General features: G+C 41.3%; 13 protein-coding genes. 3 read left to right on the forward strand and 10 right to left on the reverse strand.

Going from position 1 to position 18,184, the window contains the following annotated elements; translation table 11 throughout:
- Positions 1-157: 157 nt before the first annotated feature.
- The 10 genes from ACFS6H_RS10040 to ACFS6H_RS10085 form a co-directional block, all read right to left on the reverse strand.
- The gene (locus tag ACFS6H_RS10040; protein ID WP_386097892.1) at positions 158-4,999 is read right to left on the reverse strand and encodes a CshA/CshB family fibrillar adhesin-related protein; all 4,842 of its coding nucleotides are present in this window, start codon (positions 4,997-4,999) and stop codon (positions 158-160) included.
- 201 nt (positions 5,000-5,200) lie between these two features.
- Positions 5,201-6,100, reverse strand: coding sequence for a class I SAM-dependent methyltransferase (locus tag ACFS6H_RS10045; RefSeq protein WP_386097894.1), 900 nt, complete (start codon positions 6,098-6,100; stop codon positions 5,201-5,203).
- The gene (locus ACFS6H_RS10050; RefSeq protein WP_386097896.1) at positions 6,097-7,254 is read right to left on the reverse strand and encodes a glycosyltransferase family 4 protein; all 1,158 of its coding nucleotides are present in this window, start codon (positions 7,252-7,254) and stop codon (positions 6,097-6,099) included. Before ACFS6H_RS10050 ends, ACFS6H_RS10045 begins: the two co-directional genes overlap by 4 nt.
- Before the next feature lie 2 nt (positions 7,255-7,256).
- Positions 7,257-7,874 (reverse strand): methyltransferase domain-containing protein, encoded by a 618-nt coding sequence (locus ACFS6H_RS10055; RefSeq protein ID WP_386097898.1) that lies wholly within the window; start codon positions 7,872-7,874, stop codon positions 7,257-7,259.
- An 83-nt stretch (positions 7,875-7,957) separates the two neighbouring features.
- Positions 7,958-8,662: a class I SAM-dependent methyltransferase gene (locus ACFS6H_RS10060; RefSeq protein WP_386097900.1), complete on the reverse strand. Its 705-nt coding sequence runs from the start codon at positions 8,660-8,662 to the stop codon at positions 7,958-7,960.
- Positions 8,663-8,668: 6 nt separating this feature from the next.
- On the reverse strand, positions 8,669-9,466 hold the full coding sequence (locus tag ACFS6H_RS10065) for a glycosyltransferase family 2 protein (RefSeq protein ID WP_386097902.1): 798 nt from the start codon (positions 9,464-9,466) through the stop codon (positions 8,669-8,671).
- 10 nt (positions 9,467-9,476) lie between these two features.
- Entirely contained in the window at positions 9,477-10,652 is a 1,176-nt protein-coding gene (locus tag ACFS6H_RS10070) for a glycosyltransferase family 4 protein (RefSeq protein WP_386097904.1), read from the reverse strand.
- Positions 10,642-11,340 (reverse strand): NAD-dependent epimerase/dehydratase family protein, encoded by a 699-nt coding sequence (locus ACFS6H_RS10075; protein WP_386097906.1) that lies wholly within the window; start codon positions 11,338-11,340, stop codon positions 10,642-10,644. The genes ACFS6H_RS10070 and ACFS6H_RS10075 overlap by 11 nt, the downstream gene beginning before the upstream one ends.
- 111 nt (positions 11,341-11,451) lie before the next feature.
- The gene (locus tag ACFS6H_RS10080; RefSeq protein WP_386097908.1) at positions 11,452-12,582 is read right to left on the reverse strand and encodes a glycosyltransferase; all 1,131 of its coding nucleotides are present in this window, start codon (positions 12,580-12,582) and stop codon (positions 11,452-11,454) included.
- Positions 12,582-15,080 (reverse strand): YfhO family protein, encoded by a 2,499-nt coding sequence (locus ACFS6H_RS10085; protein ID WP_386097910.1) that lies wholly within the window; start codon positions 15,078-15,080, stop codon positions 12,582-12,584. The genes ACFS6H_RS10080 and ACFS6H_RS10085 overlap by 1 nt, the downstream gene beginning before the upstream one ends.
- A 444-nt stretch (positions 15,081-15,524) precedes the next feature.
- Here ACFS6H_RS10085 and ACFS6H_RS10090 point away from each other — a divergent pair, with 444 nt between their 5' ends.
- From ACFS6H_RS10090 to ACFS6H_RS10100, 3 genes are all read left to right on the forward strand, one after another.
- Positions 15,525-16,322, forward strand: a complete 798-nt coding sequence (locus ACFS6H_RS10090) for a queuosine precursor transporter (protein WP_386097912.1) — start codon at positions 15,525-15,527, stop codon at positions 16,320-16,322.
- Between the two features lie 297 nt (positions 16,323-16,619).
- Positions 16,620-17,813, forward strand: a complete 1,194-nt coding sequence (gene trpB / locus ACFS6H_RS10095; RefSeq protein ID WP_386097914.1) for a tryptophan synthase subunit beta — start codon at positions 16,620-16,622, stop codon at positions 17,811-17,813.
- A gap of 2 nt (positions 17,814-17,815) precedes the next feature.
- Complete coding sequence (locus ACFS6H_RS10100) at positions 17,816-18,181, forward strand: hypothetical protein (RefSeq protein WP_386097916.1); 366 nt, start codon at positions 17,816-17,818, stop codon at positions 18,179-18,181.
- Positions 18,182-18,184: the final 3 nt, after the last annotated feature.

Consider the following 18,184-nt stretch of genomic DNA (forward strand, 5'->3'; position numbering starts at 1 on the left):
GGACGTCGCACACTTCAGCTGCAGTAATGCTGTTCAACAAAATCGGGTAGTATTACTGGTAGGCTAACTGCTCCGGATTGCATAGTGAACCGAAAGCTGAAAGTTGCGACCCGCAACAAAAGTTGAACAGGATTACTAAACCCGGGCTACATACTATTTACCTGATCAGGACAAAAGTTCCTTTCCTGGATATGGTACCACAGTTGGTAACGGCATTTACCGTATACACATAAGCGCCTGAAGCCTGTTGTACTCCTTTAAAATTGCCATCCCAGCATCCGCCTACCTGGTTGGTATAAAATACTCTTTGCCCCCAGCGGTTGTAAATACTGAACTCCACTCTCTCTATTACGCCCCAGTATTTAATGCCATAACAATCATTATGACCATCGTTGTTGGGTGTAAAAGCATTGGGCATCAGGTTGTCACCTTTATTCGTGGTCAGTATATCCAATTGTAAGGTATCGGTATCTGCACATCCGTAACGGTTATACCCTGTTACCACATATTGCATAGGGGTTATGGGGCTGGCAACAGGGTTGGCAATATTGGTCCTGTTTAATCCCGTAGCAGGTGCCCAGTTATACCGGATGGCTCCCTGGGCTGTCAGTTGCGAAGAGCCAAAACTGCAATCCAGGTCATTGTCTTTTATGGCTGTAACTACCGGCACCGGGTTTACGGTAACGGTGGTTTGTAAGTTAGCTACGTTGTTACAAACCGTATCGGTAATGGTTACGAAGTAAGTGGTGGTAGTATTGGGGAATGCTTTCGGACTGGCCATACTTTGATTGTTTAATGAAGTTGCCGGTTGCCAGTTAAAGCGTTCACCGCCGGAAGCGATTAGGCTGACAGTATCCCTGTCACAAATGGTTTGTGCGCCGTTGATGGTAAATACCGGGTCGGGCCTCCAGGTAAGTGTTACAGAGTCTTTACTGCTGCAGTTAATGGCATCAGTAACAGTAACGATATACTTGGTACTGTTTTGTACCGGTGTGGCAACAGGATTATAAATAGTCGGGTCATTTAAGGTGGCGGCATTTGTCCAGGCAAAGCCGGAGCCATTACTATTCACTACCAGTGGCAGTGATGTGTTTTTACAAATAACGGTATCGGGTGTAATGCTGCTGATCACCGGGGCAGGGTTTACCTGTACGGTTACCTGATCGGTGGCCGTACAACCAAAGCTGGTGGTGCCGGTAACGGTATAGGTAGTAGTGGTTTTGGGTGAAGCAATGGGGTTAACCAGTTGACTGTTGTTGAGTGTGGCGGCAGGTGTCCAGCTATAGGTCAGTGCACCGGTTGCGTTCAGTTCTGTATCATCATTCTCACAAATAGTGGCATCGGCTACGCTGGCGTTAACTACGGGTATTTCTGTTTGCAGGGTAACGGAATCACGATAAATGATCACTTCGGCAAAAGAGAGATCATCGAGGGCAAAATCGTTACCACTGGTTCCGGTATTTTTGTTAATAATAGCAATAACGGCACTCGTGTGATCGCCTGCATTCCACGTGGTATAAAACTGTTGCCATTGACAGGTAGTGGTGGAAGCATTTAAATCGTTGCCTAACGGTATACCGTTAATAGAAAACTGCAGGTTGGCAGGATTACTGGCAATTAAACTTTGCAGCCAGGCGGAGAATACATAATTGGTATTCGGCTTCACAGTAATCTCCTGCGACCATACTACGGTATTGGGCACGGCAGCACCATTTACCAGCATCATATTGCCGTTATTTCCTGTATGATCGGCGCAGGCAGAAAAATTAGGATGCCATACCCTCACGTTATTACTGACGGTATACACCCCCTCGTTTAATCCGGAGTTTGCATTGAACGTATAGGACGAACTGAAGCCTGTGTTTCCCTGTGAAAAATCGCCATTGGTAATGAGGTTATTACCTGGTCGTTGCGCATGTAAATAATAGGTGGTGGGTACTGCCGGGTTAACGGCCACAGGGTTGGCAATATTAGTGGCGGATAAACCGGTGGCAGGGAACCAGCAATAACTTAATGCCGGTAAACTGTTTAATTGTAAAGTACTATTCTCACAAAGTGTGGTATCGCGGTTAATGATCAGGCTGTCAACGATAATATCTATGATCAGTTCTTTTTGTATACTAAGTGTACAGCCATTAGCCGTAATAACGTCCATTTTAACGGTATAGCTGCCGGTATTGTTATACAGAATGGTCGTTGTATTATCCGTGTTATTGGTGTTGCCATTGCCAAAATCCCAGGCAATGCCGGTAGTTTGCGGTGTTTCGTTAACAAAGGTAACCTGTAAGGGGCTGCATACATCCTGGACAAAACTGAAGTCGGCTGTTTCTGACACTACATTGAATGTGTCGCGGGTGGTACAACCAAACCGGGTCATATCTACCCAATATACACCGGTAGTGGTTACATCAATAGCACTGGTGGTTTCCCCGGTGCTCCAGGTATAAGTTATGTTTGACGGTAAATTTTTTTGTAGTGTAATGGTTTGTCCCGGGCAAATAGTTAATTGTTGTATAGGGTTTTTAGCCGGCGGTGCCAATACTACAACAGGTTTACAATAAGATGCCTGTGTGGGCAGGCCGTCATCCACGGTCAAACTGATATTATAGGTGCCGGGTTGATTGTAGGTAAAAGGCGGAGGGTTTTGAATGGTGGTACTGGGTATGGTCGCATTGTTACAGCCAGGGAATTGAAGCCTGGTAAGGGTGCTGTTATTGGCGTTTGTGATAAAGCTATACAGGTCATTCTCTATCCTGAATATTTTGGAGATAGAGTGGGGGAAGCTAAGTCCACCTGTATTCCCGATCACAGTGGGTACCGGAACGCTGTTCAGGTCTTTATTAAAATCCAGTTTTATTAACTGGTTATAGCCATTCCGTCCGTTAATAAGATAACCAACAGCCTGGTCGCATGTCTTTATAATGGTCAGGTCTCTTGGATGTTGTAGTATACCGCCCAGGCTGCCAAGGTTTACACCAACCGGGGTGTTGGTAAGGTTGCTGCCAAAATCTAATCTGGTCAGGGAATAATTAGCCGGGCCATTGATGTTATTAGATCCGGCATTGGTAACAAAAACCTTCCATTCGCCATTATCATTAACGGCATAACAGCCGGCGGGGTATTGCAGGCCACCAATATTGCCTAAGTTAACGGCGGTTGGAACAGCGTTAAAACTATTCGTAAAATCAAACCTGGTCAATGTATTATTCTCTCCATTGATCGTAAGGCCATGCCAGTTTCCATTGTGTTGAAAAAGTACCAGGTCCAGTGCCTGGGACATATTTCCGATATTGCCCCAGTTCGTGGCAACGGGGGCGGGGTTGTTCAGGTTAGTACCAAAATCAACTTTTAATATCCTGGGAGGCATGCCCACGCCATCAAATCCTGCTACAATAATAGCATACCAGCGCCCTTCGTTCTTCACAACCTGTATGCCTTCCCCGGAATTAGGTATCATGCCGCCAAAATTGCCAAGGTCGGTAGATGTAGGTGTGTTTAAAAGACTATTACCAAAGTTTAGCCGGATCAAACCACCGGGGTTATGATTAATAACAAAACCATAATAGCTGCCATTATCATAAACATAATCCATAAAAACCGGGGTTCTTAAATTACCGCCCGGATTGCCGAGATTGGTCCCTGCAGGAGGAACGGTAACATCCCCAACGCAAAAATTCCAATAGTAAGAAGAAGCGTTTGTTGATTGATTCTGAATACTGATGGGGTTGTTGACACAAACCGTATCGGGAGCGGTGAATAAAGGCGTAACATTCAGAATCGGATAGGTTAAAGTAGTTAAATAGTCTTCCACTTCTCCGTCCGGACACAAACCCGTAGCATTTAAAACGGAAGTTTGATCAGACGATATCCTGAATCTAAACGCAAAGTCATTAATGCTACCATTAGGTAAGTATTGCGGTAACCCTGTCCATGTTAATGAAGCCGAAGTACTATTATTAGTGACTGTACTTATTACCCGTTCATTAGCGGTAAAATTTCCATCCCTGTTGTGGTCAAACCAGGCTGACAGGTAAGCATTTGCCCCGGTAGTATTACCAACTGGTAAATTAATTGTATAACTTCCGCTACCGTCATAGGCTGGAAAAGTGTTTAATGCATCTTCATCTGTTCCTTCAGTATTGTCATTCAACGTTTGTGTATTATCTGCATCACCAGTAACCATCCCTATTTTTAACCTGGTATCTTGCTGCATACTTGGTAAGGGCGCAGTATAGTTACAGCCATTAATGTTTGTGTATGATAACTTGTGTTCCGCAAAACCGTATGAGTCTGGTAGATCTCCTCTGTCAACCGGGGCAAAAATGCCAAATGCCATGGCCATACCTCCTTGTACTGTACTATTTAATCTTGTGGTTATCACCAGGCTGCCAGCATTTGTTGCATTGGTAGCCAGTATTGGGTTTTGCCCTGTCGCTACTGCATTTCCATAAGTTTCTTTAAGAACTGCAGTGTTAGTGTTACAACCGCTTAAGGGATTGGTTATTTGCGACGAGTTTTTAAAAAATTCTAAAACAGACCAGTTACTGCCACTGGTCGTGAGCGTTGTTATTTCAAACTGGTTGCTGGCTTCTGCATCTGCTGCTACAAATGTAAATGGACTAGGGTTCCCATTACGGGTTGCAGAAATCGTCATTGTAAAAGCTATGTTACTAACACCCCCGGCAGCGTCACTTCTAAACAAGGCGGGTTTTATATTGGGGTCTGAAAAATTATATAACAGATGTAATACTGCTCCCGACCATGTATTCATGACATTTGGGGATAGCTGGTTCCCATTGGTTACGTTTGAAAAGCTAATGGTAATATTTAATCCATCAGGGGTGCTGAAACTCTTACTCGTTCCATCGGTAATATTGGTGCCATTCCAGTCGAACCACCATATCTGGTTTTTAAGAACACCCGTTCCTAAAGTAGCGTATTGTGACTTTAGTGAAAGCGTGCATAACAGAGTACAAATAAGTAAAAAAAAACAACGCATATTTTAAGACATGATGGTGGTGATCATTGGCATACTAAGTATAATAGACGTCTCAAAATAATATAAGAATTTGAGATTTTTAAAGGTTTTTTGATTAAAAGGTATTAAATGAGGCTTGAGGGAATAATTGGCTAACCTTCCAATGTAACAGTAACGAATACATAAAAACCTATATACTAAAGAGAGATGGATAAACTTTTATTATTTTTTCTTAAAAATTGCAATAATATTTCGTCCTTGTATTTGGTGTTTAAAGGTTCTTAAAACAAACTTATATAAGGGTCGTGGAACTAAACAGCATAGCAGGTACATAAACGTGTTATGCTGTTTATAATGGTTTTTTTGTACCAGGAACCACTCTTTGTAATTCGATAGAGGTTCTATCAAGATTGTTTCAACCTGCATGTTAAAATATTTTGGCATTTCTGTAAACACTTGTTTATTCCATAAGCCCGCATGATGTGGGGGAAGGTTTAAAGTATGCCATTTGTCATGGCGGAAGAGATAAGGGTTGTTGTTGGGGACAGCGATCATTAAACGGCCTCCGGGTTTAAGCAGTGTAAGAGAGTCATCGATAAAGTCTTTAACGCTAGTTATGTGCTCAAGTACCTGGAAGGCGCAAACTACATCATAATAACCTGCTTTTTCTTTGACATAGTTTTCCAGTAGAGCATGCTTAACGTTTAAGCCTTTTTGAATAGCTTTTTTAATGGCCTCTTCATTTAATTCAATACCCTCAGCTGCTATCCCGTTTTCAACAAGCCGCTCTAAAAAATATCCGGAGCCACAGCCTACTTCTAATACTCTTTCTTCGGCATGGATACGAGGTAATGCTATCTTATGCTCCCACCTGTCTTTGAAATAGTATTCTGCTATATTATTTTCTATGTCTTCATAAAATTTCCCATCTCCAAAAATTGTATAAGGATAATAAAAGCGATATCCGGTATCAATACATTCGTATAGCCTTATGTTTTCATAACTACTCACAAATCTTTCAATGTCGATATTTAGTGCTTTATAAGCGGCAATGATGTTTTTTGAGGGGAATTCAGTTATTAATCTGGTATTTGGTCTATTAGTAATTGGACTATTGATCATATATTATCGTGCATGTTTAAAATCTTGTTTAATAAATCGTTACCAATATCTTCATTAAAATAACTGCTGGCTTTTATATGCGCTTTTTGTCCCATTGACTCCCAAAGTTCTTTTGATGCCCATGCATTTTCTAAAGCTTTATTCAAAGAATGTGTAGTAGGGCTATCAGCAATGAAGCCATCTTCTCCGTCTGTAATGATCTCTCTGTTTCCTCCAACATCAGTGGTTATGACAGGCCGTCCACATAACATGGCTTCTACTACTGCCAGTGGAAGTCCTTCCATTAATGAACACATAAGAAGTATATGTGCCTGTTGCCATACTTGACGAATATCGCTTACATGACCGTGAAATGTGACCTTATCTTCTATTTTATAATGTATGCAGAGGGCTTTTAAATAATCTTCTTCCGCCCCTTTTCCGTATATATGTAGTTGCCAGTTCTTATTCCTCCATGTATCATTTCCCAGCACCGCCAAAATAATATCCTGGCCTTTATGGTGGGTTAAAAGATTGCCAACCGTAGCAAAATTAAGTTGGCCGTTTATTGGTATGGGAAATGGCACAATACTTTTATCTTTAAGATTAACCGGGTTGGTAATTACTTCAGCATTTTCCAGGTTAATACAAAGTTGTCTTTTAACAGTTTCGAGGTTGCGTTTTGAAACAAAATATACTTTTGCCGCTTCTTGATAAATCTTGTTATAAGCGGGGGAAGGGATGCCAACGAATGGCTTGGAAAATTCTGCTACTATCTGGTTGATAATAATATAAGGTACAGGTAAGACCGTTAATAGCTTTTGAAAATAGATATCTTCTGCCGGCTGATATAAAGAACTATTATAAATAATAATATCAGGTCTTTCTTTTTTAACGTCAGTATACGGGCTTTTAAGTTTGTTCAGCCCGTAATGAAGTATTTTGGTGGCAATACGGCGCCATACCTTAATGCCTCTTGGTATATACCCCCGTCTTTTATGTACTATCAATCCTCTTTCCTGTAGCGCAATTATTTTTGGTGCAAGTGTTCCCGTATAACGAATAGATACAGAAACATTATGCCCGTTTTCAAGGGCAGATAATGCCATTTGGTACCAAAGTTCTTCGCTACCACCCCAACTATCATCTATACAACTAATAACAGCTATTTTCACATTTACTTTTTTTCTGCCAGAACGATATTACTTAAATAAATCTGGTTACGGCTTTTGAATAGAGACCCGACTGTGGCAGCCCACCCGTTATTAATACCATAAACCATATACTTTAAAACGGATCTTACTACTGGTATTTTTTTTACATACTTATGTATATTGTATTCATAATTCAGTATCCTTAATTGCGCCGCAACTTCTGCAAAAGATCCGCTTTTGATAATACGGGTAACCGTAAACCCTTTTTGTTCTAACATATCCTTTAACGCAAAAACTGTATAACGGGCAAAATCATTAGGTACTTCATGCTCCGGAAAAACAAAAGGACAGGTAATAAGCATTTTCCCTTTACTTTTCATTACCCTGTGTAGTTCGGTTAATATTTCATCCAGGTTAAAAACATGTTCAAATACTTCACTGCAAAACACGGAATCAAAACTATTGTCTCCAAAAGGCAGGGTTTTTCCGTCGTAAAAAAAATCAGCATATTGTTTATCATAGGTCTCTCCTTCACCATAGTATTCAACACCAATATATTTATTCACAGTGAATAATGATTCATATGGTTTGATACCACAGCCCAGGTCCAGCAGGTCACCGGATAATGCCGGCGCTTGCATTTTTATATTTTTATATAACCCTCTTCTTATTAAAAATGTCGGGTAAAATATTGAAGGGTTAAATTCAAATGGGACTGATTTCATTAGTTGTTTTTGGTTACTATGATAACGTTATTATGATATAGTTCTTTGCGAATGAGTTTGCCAAATAATAGTTTATTGATGATTAAAGTGAAAACTATTCCCGGCAGGATAAGTAATTGGTGTAAAATATAGTAAACCAGTTTTTGTTTTGGAATTAAGCAGAAGATATAAAAAATAAACTGCTGCATAATTACCTCGAACATATGACCTGATTTATACTGCCGTTCTACTGTAAAGCCGTTTTTTTCCAGAAGGTGCTTAATGCCGTAACTGGTATATCGTGCATAATCGTAGGGCACTTCATGTTCCGGCCAGGTAAATGGACAGGTAATTAACATTTTACCTCCCGGTTTCAACACCCGGTTCATTTCGGGAATAATTTCTTCTAAATTAAAAACATGTTCGAAAACTTCCGAACAAAAAATATTGTCAAAATAATTATCGGAAAATGGAATATTTTTTCCATCGTAATACACATCGGCCTTTTTTAAGCCCGAATTTCCTGACTCCTCAATATCTAATCCGATGTATTTGTCCACGTGAACAAATAAAGCCTCGTATGGTTTGTTACCGCAACCGAAATCCATTACGGAGCCTGACAGGTTTTTAGCCTCATTTGCAAGAATCGTATAAATGCCTCGCCGGATTAAAAAAAATGCATTTGTGAAAACATGATACCATTTTATGATAAAACCCTGATACATTTTATTTTAATTCTTTATTATTTTATAAATATAGAGCAAATAATCTCTTGACATATAAAAGCATACACGGGTATTAAACCAGCTCCAGCGACCTTTTTGTCCCAACTCGTATGATAGAAACTTAAATTTAGCTTTGGCTTGTTTTAAAAAATGAGATTTATCAGAAACCGCTTTGCTTGTAATTGATTGTTTATGAATTCGGTAGAGAAGTAAAGGTGCGTCTATCTTTGCAATAGCATGTCCACCGGCAACAAGACGCAACCATAGTTCATAATCCTCAAAATTTGTATTCCGGTAAGCATACGCTCTTAATATACCTCCCCTGATCATGATGGAGGAGTGGCCCAGCGGGTTATTTTTAGGTAATGCTTTTTTTATATCGGACGGACTAAAAACCCTGGCATTTGTTTGATCAAGCATGTCGCCATTTTCATCAAAATAGGCCATTAAAACATCTGCCATGCTTATTTCCGGGTGAGCATCTAAGTAATCAACCTGTCTTTCAAAACGGGTTGGCTGGGAAAAATCATCAGCATCCATCCGGGCAATATATTCTCCCTTGGTGAGAGAAATACCCTTGTTTAAGGATCCGACTACTCTGAGATTGGTCTCGTTTTTATGATAAACAATCCTGGGGTCAGTTGCCTGGTATTTCTGTATAATGGATTCAGTTGAATCTGTACTGGCATCATTAATAATGATCAGTTCAAAATCGGTAAAAGTTTGGGCAAGTATACTTTCTATGGCCAGGGCTAGATAAGCCTCACCATTATAAACCGGCAGTATGACAGATATTCTGGGCATTGGTAAGCGTTTATCGGATTAGTATTGACCTGTATGTTTTCATAAACACTTCTTCACTAAACCTCTCTTTAGCTATGTCATGGCTGCGATTGCCCAGTTTTATCCTTAAGGATGGATCATTTATCAGGGAGCGTAAATGGCTAATCCCTTCCTGGATTATATCATCCTCCTTTATACTTTTGATCAACAATCCATTCTCCATATGATGAATATAATCCGGAATGCCATTAACGGCTGTTGAAACCACGACCTTGCCATAGGCCATCATTTTCATAACCACAATTGGAAGACCTTCAAAAGCCGAGGTCATGATCAATACATCCGATTTTTCATAAATGCTGTCCATTAGTTGCTGGTCCTCTACGTTACCATAAAAGGTTGCAAAAGGTAAGGCTGTAATGTCTATTACTTCACTAACATCGCCAACGAACGAAAAATGTACCGAGTCGCCAGCCTGGTGCATGGCAGTAGCAATGGCTGCAATAAGCGGTACTCTTTTTTGTGGAGATCCGCGTCCAATAAACACAACTTCAAGCACTTGGTTGTTAACCTGTTTCAGAGGTGGTATAGGGATGGCATTGTCTATAAAGCGAAGTTTAGTGTTGAGTTTTTCGTCTACCCGCAGTTCCTGGTATTGGGCTGCCACTTCTCGTCTCAGGTAGTCCGTACTAAAAATACGGAGATCAATCCGGTGTGCATGGGCAATGGAGTAGGGTAGCCAGGTATTTAAGTGACATAGTTCTACCCGCTTCACCTTTTTCGAAACATGTGCCAGCATTTTATAAAAAAAAATGCACTCTCCTCCAAAAATAACGGGATTTTGGCTTTTATTGACCCAGGACGCAATGACGCCGCGGTAGAAAAAGTTGATAAAATGAAGAAGCTTGTTATCAATACGTTTGTGTAAATCAATAATACGTACGCCTTCAATGCTAAAAAGCGCTTTAAAACCATTATTCTGTGGTTTTTTCGAAAAAATGATCAATGGCTTTTTGTCTTTCACCGCATGAGTAATATCGATGTTTACTTTCGGTGATCCCCCGATATCGGCACTCGGGAAAAACAGGAAAATATCGTGCTTTGTTTTCAACGGAAATACCCGGCCATAGATCCTCCCTAATAATACAAAAGGAAACATGATTATTTCCTCGAGCATTGTTTTTATACGGGCTTGTTTATAGGTCATGAGGAACCAGGTATTTTTGAATGATGTTATCCAGATAGTTTCCTGCAAAATTAATTCCCAGCTTATTGATTACCGGGCTTATTTCCGTAATGTCAATCACAGGAGTATTGCCTTTATCTATAACTGTATAAATTCCCTTTCGGCCTGTGGCCCTTTCAATTTTTTCCACAATTTCAACAACAGGGTAATTAAATTGATTGGCAATATTAATGATCCTGCCGGTATTTTTATCAGATGAGATGAAGTGATTACAGATACGCACCGCATCCTCTATATCGATAATATTTCTTGAAGCGTTTTTCCATATATGAAAAGGAATACCTTGTACAATATGGTTAAACAGAAAATTAAGGGTAGTGTGTGGGTTACTGGTATGGCCAGCCAGGTTAGGTACCCTGAATATGTAATAGTTATCAGCTTTATCAGCTACCAGTTTTTCCATGGCCAGTTTATGGTGTACATATAGCGATGCCTGCATGGACGGATCATAAATACTACAGGTACTGATATATATCACTAGTTGTGTTTGTAAACCGGACAGGGTGTCGTTTAACAGGTCTGTTTCACGGTCAAAAGCTGCACGATCGGTATTGTTAGAGTTGGAAACGCCTGAGGCAAACACCACCACCTGGTCGTTGTTCTGATACATCTCAAACCCGTGTGCAACCAATCCGTTACCAATGACCATGAAAAAATGTAGTTATGATTTCTAAAGATTTATTAACTAATAATAAGCTACAAATATACCTTAAGATAATGAATAGAGGAGGCCTATTTTCTTAAATAGGGGGGCTGTATATTACTTGACAGACTGTAAAACCCCGGCCACTTTACCGGCGATATTACCCCAATAAAAATGGTCAAAAAAGGTATCGGGGATCATTTCTTTACTATGATGAATTTGTTTCAATAGGGCTTCAGCAAAAGCGGGGGCTTCATTATCCGGCACAATGGTTAACTTATTGCCGGCAATGCCTTCAGGTATGCCAATAGCCCCGTTACTGTAAGATACCGTGGTATTGTTAGCGGCCAGGGCTTCCACTAGCTTTGTTTTAATACCACCGCCATCGGTAATGGGGTTTAAAAACATATCGGCTGCGGTAAAGTAGATATTAATATCATCTACAAAGCCTGCAAACAGTATATTATTGTTTCTGTGTGATTCCAGCCAGGCTTTGTTTTCGGACGATAAACGATTGCCACAAACAATAATGGTATAACTGAACTCCTTTTGAGCCATCAAAACAGGGTTTACCTGGTTGACAATAGTTTTTAAACCGTCCAGGTTGGGTTCATAATCAAGGGTGCCATTGTACAATAAAATGAAATCAGAATTCTCTAATTGGTGATGCCTGATGACCTGCTTTTTAGCTGTTTCTTTATCGGTAAAGGAAGGCGCTTTGGGTTGTTCAATCCCATAGGTAATAACCGTACAAAGACCTGGGTTTAATCTGAAGTTAGCTATAGCATAGGCTTTGTCCTCAGCTGTTATAAAAAAACTGTGATCGGCCCGGCGGTGCACCAGTTTTTCATATTGCCATAAAATGCGCCACCACCACCTGCCGGTGCTTTTAAAACGCAGGGCTTCAATATTGTGGGAGTGTACAATGAACTTAACACCTGCAAAGTATTTGAGTAAAATGCCCAACCATCCTAAATACGGATGTTCAAGTACAAGGTGAGTAATTCCTTCAGCTTTAAAGTCTTTTTTTAACCTGAAAAAGGTAAACAGGTTATAATAGCGGCTGCTACCGGTACCCAGTACTTTTTTAACAGTAAAATTCTCTGTATCACCCGGTTCATTATCGTTGCTCGTATAACAAATAACCGGTATTTTCTGACTTACGTATTTCAGGAAAAGATAAATACCTTTTTGCCCGCCCATACGGGCGGGCATTATTTTATACGGTACCAATGAAGCTATTTTCATTAGTCCTTAACAGTTTTGTTCTTTTTTCGGTTTTGCCACCAGGCCATAAAAAATCCCCCCAGTACAAAAATATAGATGAGGAAAGAACCCACATAAGAGATGGTTACCCCTTTTTTATAGGACTCCGGCTCAAACACAAATTTAATAGCATGGGTGCCGGCCGGTATACTTAAACCACGTAACACATAATCAGTTTTTACGTAATCAACTTTCTTGCCATCAATATAGGCATTCCATCCGTAAGGATAATATACTTCGCTGAAAACGGCAAATTGAGGAGCGGAGGAAGTAAAGCTATACTCCATCACATCATTATCAAATTTGGTTAATTTAATAGCAGCAGTGGAGTCCCATTGTGGTTGTGCTGCCGCAGCTGCAAAATCTGCCTGTACTACAGCTGTATCTTTTAAATTGGTAATACCGATTGTTTGTAACTCCTCGGCATCATCTTTTACCTGTTTGATACTTTTAACCAGCCAGGCATGGCCATATGCCTGTCCGTTAGGCATTAACATAGGCTGCCTGTTTTCGGGGTTAGCTGCAATAACATACTTGGTGTTCAGCATGTTTAGTATTTCCGGGTTAGTATTGACAGATAAATACCGTTCAATAACATCCTGGTATAAGCGTAATTTGGCGGGGTGGTAACCGCCGATTGATTTATGGAAATAAGAGGTACGCGATTCATTAAAACGATCACCGGCCATATTAAACACCCGGTAGTTAGGGTCGGTATCTTTTAAAATCGCTTCATCAATAGAGGTTTTGGCAAAGCTTTGTTCCTGTAATTCATCGGCTGGCATATAATGCGCTTCACCCAGGTATTCTTTATCAATAATAAAGAGGTCTATCATACATACCACGCCAAGAATGGCTACTGCTACTATAGGTTTGATATAGTTTTTAATATACAGCCATATCATACCCAGTACTAAAATCATAAACCCAATAGACCTTAATATTTGTCCACCAAACATACTGCTGCGGTCTTCTTTCATGCCGCTGATAACTGAACGGGCCATATCATCGTTCATACCGGCCTGCGAGATCAGCATTTGTTTAAGGGATTCATCACCAGCCGAATTATAGTCATTAGCAATATAAATAAGAGCCAGCAAAGCCGTCAAGCCCCCTAGTGTATATAATATTTTCTTGAAATTCTGCTGTAAATGTTCACGGCTGTTTTTGTCAAACAGTAAATAATGAAGCACCAGTGCAGCCATTAGCGGTAAAGTAAGCTGGGGTATAACCAGCGACATACTGGGCGCCCTGAATTTATTATACAAGGGCAGGTAGTCCAGCAAAAACAGGTTGAATCCGGAAAAGAAACTTCCCCAGGACATCATGATGCCTAAAACAGAAGCTGCTAACAAACCCCAGCGTAAGGGGTGCTTTACTACCACACATCCAATAATGGCCAGTATACAGATGATAGCGCCGATATAGGGAGGTCCGGAAGTGCCTTCGCCAGGGCCAGACATGCCACCCCAGTATGCAGGCAAATTAGCTGCAAACTGCATAGCATTTGCTTCTGGTACACCCTGGTTAACCAGTTTATTCACTACTTTGGAGTTTTCACCTAAGGGCGTAGCCGATCCTTTACCAAAAGCGCCGGGCATCATCATTACTAAAGGCTCCGCTTTTGACATACTGTAACGAAACGCATAACTGGCGTCCAGCCCGGTGGTGTTGGCTGCTTTTACCGAATCACCAACAATCTCTACCGATTTACCACCCCGCATGGTAGCTTTTGCATACTCTGTAGAAGTGAGGATCGGTAACATATTTACCGATAAGCCTACAATGGCTGAAACGGCAGTAATACCTAAGGCAATTCCAATATGTTTATATTCTTTGTTTTTTATCCAGGTAAATAAATACGCAATGGTTATGGCAACAGCTATGATAAAGAAATAATAACTGATCTGTGGGTGATTCGACGCTATTTCCAGCATAGTACCTAAGGTGGTCAGAGCCAGACCAACCCAATAACGTTTATTATACACCAGTAATATGCCGGCTAATAAAAGCGGCATGTAGGCAATGGCCATCATTTTCGTTTCATGGCCGGCCCCTATGATCACAGGATTGTAGGTGGAGAAAGCAAAGGTTAAGGCGCCTAATATACCTACAATGGGTCTTAAACGCAATGATACGCACAGGATATAAAAGCATACACAGGCAAGGAAGAAAAAGCTGATGGGTTTCGGCAGGCCTAATGTAAATACAACATTTAAATCGGGTAAAACATATTTGCCTTCCATGGCGGTCTGGTAATTAGGCATACCACTAAACAGGTTAGGGTTCCACAAAGGAAAATGGCCATGTTTCTCTTTGTACTCAAAAGCATTCTGGGCCATGCCTTTCCAGCCTACAATATCGTGCTGGTTCAATACATTGCCGTCCAGGATGGGCTTACAAAAAATCACCGATACCAGTAAAAAAATAACCACTGCTATGGCATGCGGTAAAACCTGTTGTACTACTTTATTTTTCATAATATTTTTGTTCTGTTATTTGATCCCGGCCAATGCCGTTACAATAGCCTCTTGATTTATATCGTCCTGTCAGGGAAGTATAGCCGGTAACAAAAAATCAGGCTTTTGTACCTTTTACTTTCAAGCTGACAAAATAATGCTATTTTACATGAAAAATCCGCATGCGCTGGCTGTTATTTTTGTCAAAAGTGGCATTTCTGGCAGGTATTTTCGTACTCCTGTCATTTTCTGTACTTATTTGGGACTGGACGGGGCAGGAGAGCATTAGCTCCTCCATTATTTTTGCGGGGTACACATTGGGCCTGGTCATTATCCCGCTTACCTGTTTAATCTATTTGTTAGTGCTGATGATTAAACGAAAACTGGCCGAATATGTACCCGTATGGCTGGTTGCCAGCAACCTTGTTTTCCTTTTTTTATTAATGATACATATATTTTACGTTAATGATCCATACTATCATCAGTAGTAAGCCTACCAAATTATTCATTATACTGGCAGGCTTTTTTATAGCCAATGCTTTAATTGCCGAAACAGTGGGTGTAAAACTGTTTTCACTGGAAGGCACATTAGGCATTGAACCCTTAGAGTGGAATATACTGGGCAATACTTTTTCCTTTAACCTGACAGCAGGGGTATTGTTATGGCCTATCGTATTTATTATGACCGATATTATTAATGAATACTACGGCATGCGTGGGGTAAAGTTTTTATCTTACCTGGCCGCCGGTCTTATTGCCTACGCATTTATCATGTTCCAGGGGGCCATTCATTTACAGCCTGCCGGCTTTTGGGTAGGGAATTATGAGGCCGCCGGCATACCGAATGCTGACAGCGCTTTCAAAGTCATATTCGGACAAAGCTCCTGGATCATTATCGCCTCCCTGATCGCCTTTTTAGTAGGCCAGATACTGGACGTATTTATTTTTCATAAAATTAAAAAGATAACAGGCGAAAAAAAGCTATGGTTGCGAGCCACCGGCTCTACGGTAATATCACAGTTCGTAGATAGTTTCGTGGTATTGTTTATTGCATTTTATGTCGGACCGCGCCTTTCACCGGGCCAGGGCCAGCCTTGGAGTTTAGGACTGGTCATGAGCATCTGCATCGGCAATTATATTTACAAGTTCCTGGTAGCCGTGATACTTACACCCGTTATTTATTGGGGCCATACCATTATTGACCGTTACCTGGGCCACGATCAGGCTGAAGCGATGCGGAAAGCGGCAATGCAGAGCAACTGACAGCGTGTAATGGACAATGTACGAGTGACAATTGACAATTGACAATGAACAAAAGAGAAACTATCAGAGGCGAAGAATAACAGGCAATTAAACGCCCCCAATTCCTAATTCCTCATTCCTAACTCATAACTCCAAAAAATCCTTACATTTGTACTCCATGAACACAAAAGTGTACATATCATTCTGTTGGCGTAAGCCATAATACTTCTTCCCGGCATAGAAAATATGCTTACCCGGTACTGTACAGCTACCCCAACTTAAAACTTATTACTTACTACTTATAACTTAATACTTAAGATGTCTTCCTATAAATACCCCGATGCGCATGGTTATTATGGTCGCTTTGGCGGGGCCTATATTCCCGAAATGTTACAGAAGAATGTAACAGAGCTTCAAGCCGCTTATTTGGAAATTATGCAGGATGAAGCTTTTCAGAAAGAACTGGATCGGTTATTACACGATTACGCCGGTCGCCCCACACCCTTATACCTGGCTGAAAGACTGGGGCAGCAGGTGGGAACAACCGTTTATTTAAAACGGGAGGATCTTTGCCACACGGGCGCCCATAAAGTGAACAATACTATTGGCCAGATATTACTGGCAGAGCGGTTGGGCAAAAAACGCATCATTGCCGAAACCGGTGCCGGTCAGCACGGTGTTGCCACAGCTACCGTTTGTGCATTAAAAGGACTGGAATGTATCGTCTACATGGGCGAAAAAGATATCCAGCGCCAGGCACCCAATGTGGCCCGGATGAAAATGTTGGGAGCAACCGTAGTTCCCGCTACATCGGGCAGCAAAACCTTAAAAGATGCTACTAATGAAGCTATCCGCGACTGGATCAACAATCCCAACGATACACACTATATTATCGGCAGCGTGGTAGGGCCGCACCCTTACCCGGATATGGTAGCCCGTTTTCAAAGCGTGATAAGCGCCGAAATAAAAGAACAATTAAAAACCAAGACAGGCAATGAACTACCCACCCATGTAATAGCCTGTGTGGGCGGTGGCAGTAATGCCGCCGGAGCTTTTTATCATTTTTTAGATGATGCTGCGGTGAAACTTTTGGCTGTTGAAGCCGCGGGTTGCGGGGTGGATAGCGGTAAAAGCGCCGCCACATCTGTTTTAGGCCGGCCGGGTATTTTACATGGCAGTAAAAGTTTGCTCATGCAAACCGAAGATGGCCAGGTAGTGGAGCCACACAGTATCTCTGCGGGACTGGATTATCCGGGCATTGGCCCACTGCATGCGCATTTGTTTGAAACCGGCAGGGCAACCGTATTAAATGCCACAGATGAAGAAGCGTTGGTGGCAGCGTTTAACCTGGCTAAACTGGAAGGCATTATCCCGGCATTGGAAAGTTCACATGCACTGGCAGCTTTGCAAACACAGCAATGGAAGCCGGATGATGTTGTAGTGGTATGTTTAAGCGGGCGTGGGGATAAGGACATGGAAACCTATATGGCGCGATTAGAAAACAAACTATGACCATGAAAAAAATAATGTCATTATGCCTTTTATTAGCCGTATTAGCTGCCTGTAAAACCGAGCCGTATATTAAACATGACCTGGAGTTTAAAAAACTGGCTGATAACTGTGACCAGGTGAACGCTTCGGTAAAAATGATATCCAATATTGCCGGCGAAAGGTTTGAATTTGAAGCCTGCCTGCCGGCTGACTTTTCGGCTGACCAGTTAACCGTAACTAAGAACGGCGATGACGCATTTGTAAACATACCTGATAATGGAAAAGCCGCTACCACAGCCTATAAATTAGTACTGGATGTAAAAGCTTATCCAAAGTATAAAACAATCACCATCGGTGGCGAAACCTATCATATTGCCCCGGTAAAATAAAGA

The sequence above is a fragment of the Terrimonas rubra genome, assembly GCF_042686025.1.
GTDB classification, from domain to species: Bacteria; Bacteroidota; Bacteroidia; order Chitinophagales; family Chitinophagaceae; genus Terrimonas; species Terrimonas rubra.

Coding starts and splice junctions, on each gene's coding strand:
- ACFS6H_RS10065 (WP_386097902.1), bottom strand. CDS start 9,466: ATGCCCAGAATATCTGTCATACTGCCGGTTTATAATGGTGAGGCTTAT.
- ACFS6H_RS10070 (WP_386097904.1), bottom strand. CDS start 10,652: ATGACCTATAAACAAGCCCGTATAAAAACAATGCTCGAGGAAATAATC.
- ACFS6H_RS10060 (WP_386097900.1), bottom strand. CDS start 8,662: ATGTATCAGGGTTTTATCATAAAATGGTATCATGTTTTCACAAATGCA.
- ACFS6H_RS10090 (WP_386097912.1), top strand. CDS start 15,525: ATGATCCATACTATCATCAGTAGTAAGCCTACCAAATTATTCATTATA.
- ACFS6H_RS10100 (WP_386097916.1), top strand. CDS start 17,816: ATGAAAAAAATAATGTCATTATGCCTTTTATTAGCCGTATTAGCTGCC.
- ACFS6H_RS10045 (WP_386097894.1), bottom strand. CDS start 6,100: ATGATCAATAGTCCAATTACTAATAGACCAAATACCAGATTAATAACT.
- ACFS6H_RS10080 (WP_386097908.1), bottom strand. CDS start 12,582: ATGAAAATAGCTTCATTGGTACCGTATAAAATAATGCCCGCCCGTATG.
- ACFS6H_RS10085 (WP_386097910.1), bottom strand. CDS start 15,080: ATGAAAAATAAAGTAGTACAACAGGTTTTACCGCATGCCATAGCAGTG.
- trpB (WP_386097914.1), top strand. CDS start 16,620: ATGTCTTCCTATAAATACCCCGATGCGCATGGTTATTATGGTCGCTTT.
- ACFS6H_RS10055 (WP_386097898.1), bottom strand. CDS start 7,874: ATGCAAGCGCCGGCATTATCCGGTGACCTGCTGGACCTGGGCTGTGGT.
- ACFS6H_RS10075 (WP_386097906.1), bottom strand. CDS start 11,340: ATGGTCATTGGTAACGGATTGGTTGCACACGGGTTTGAGATGTATCAG.
- ACFS6H_RS10040 (WP_386097892.1), bottom strand. CDS start 4,999: ATGCGTTGTTTTTTTTTACTTATTTGTACTCTGTTATGCACGCTTTCA.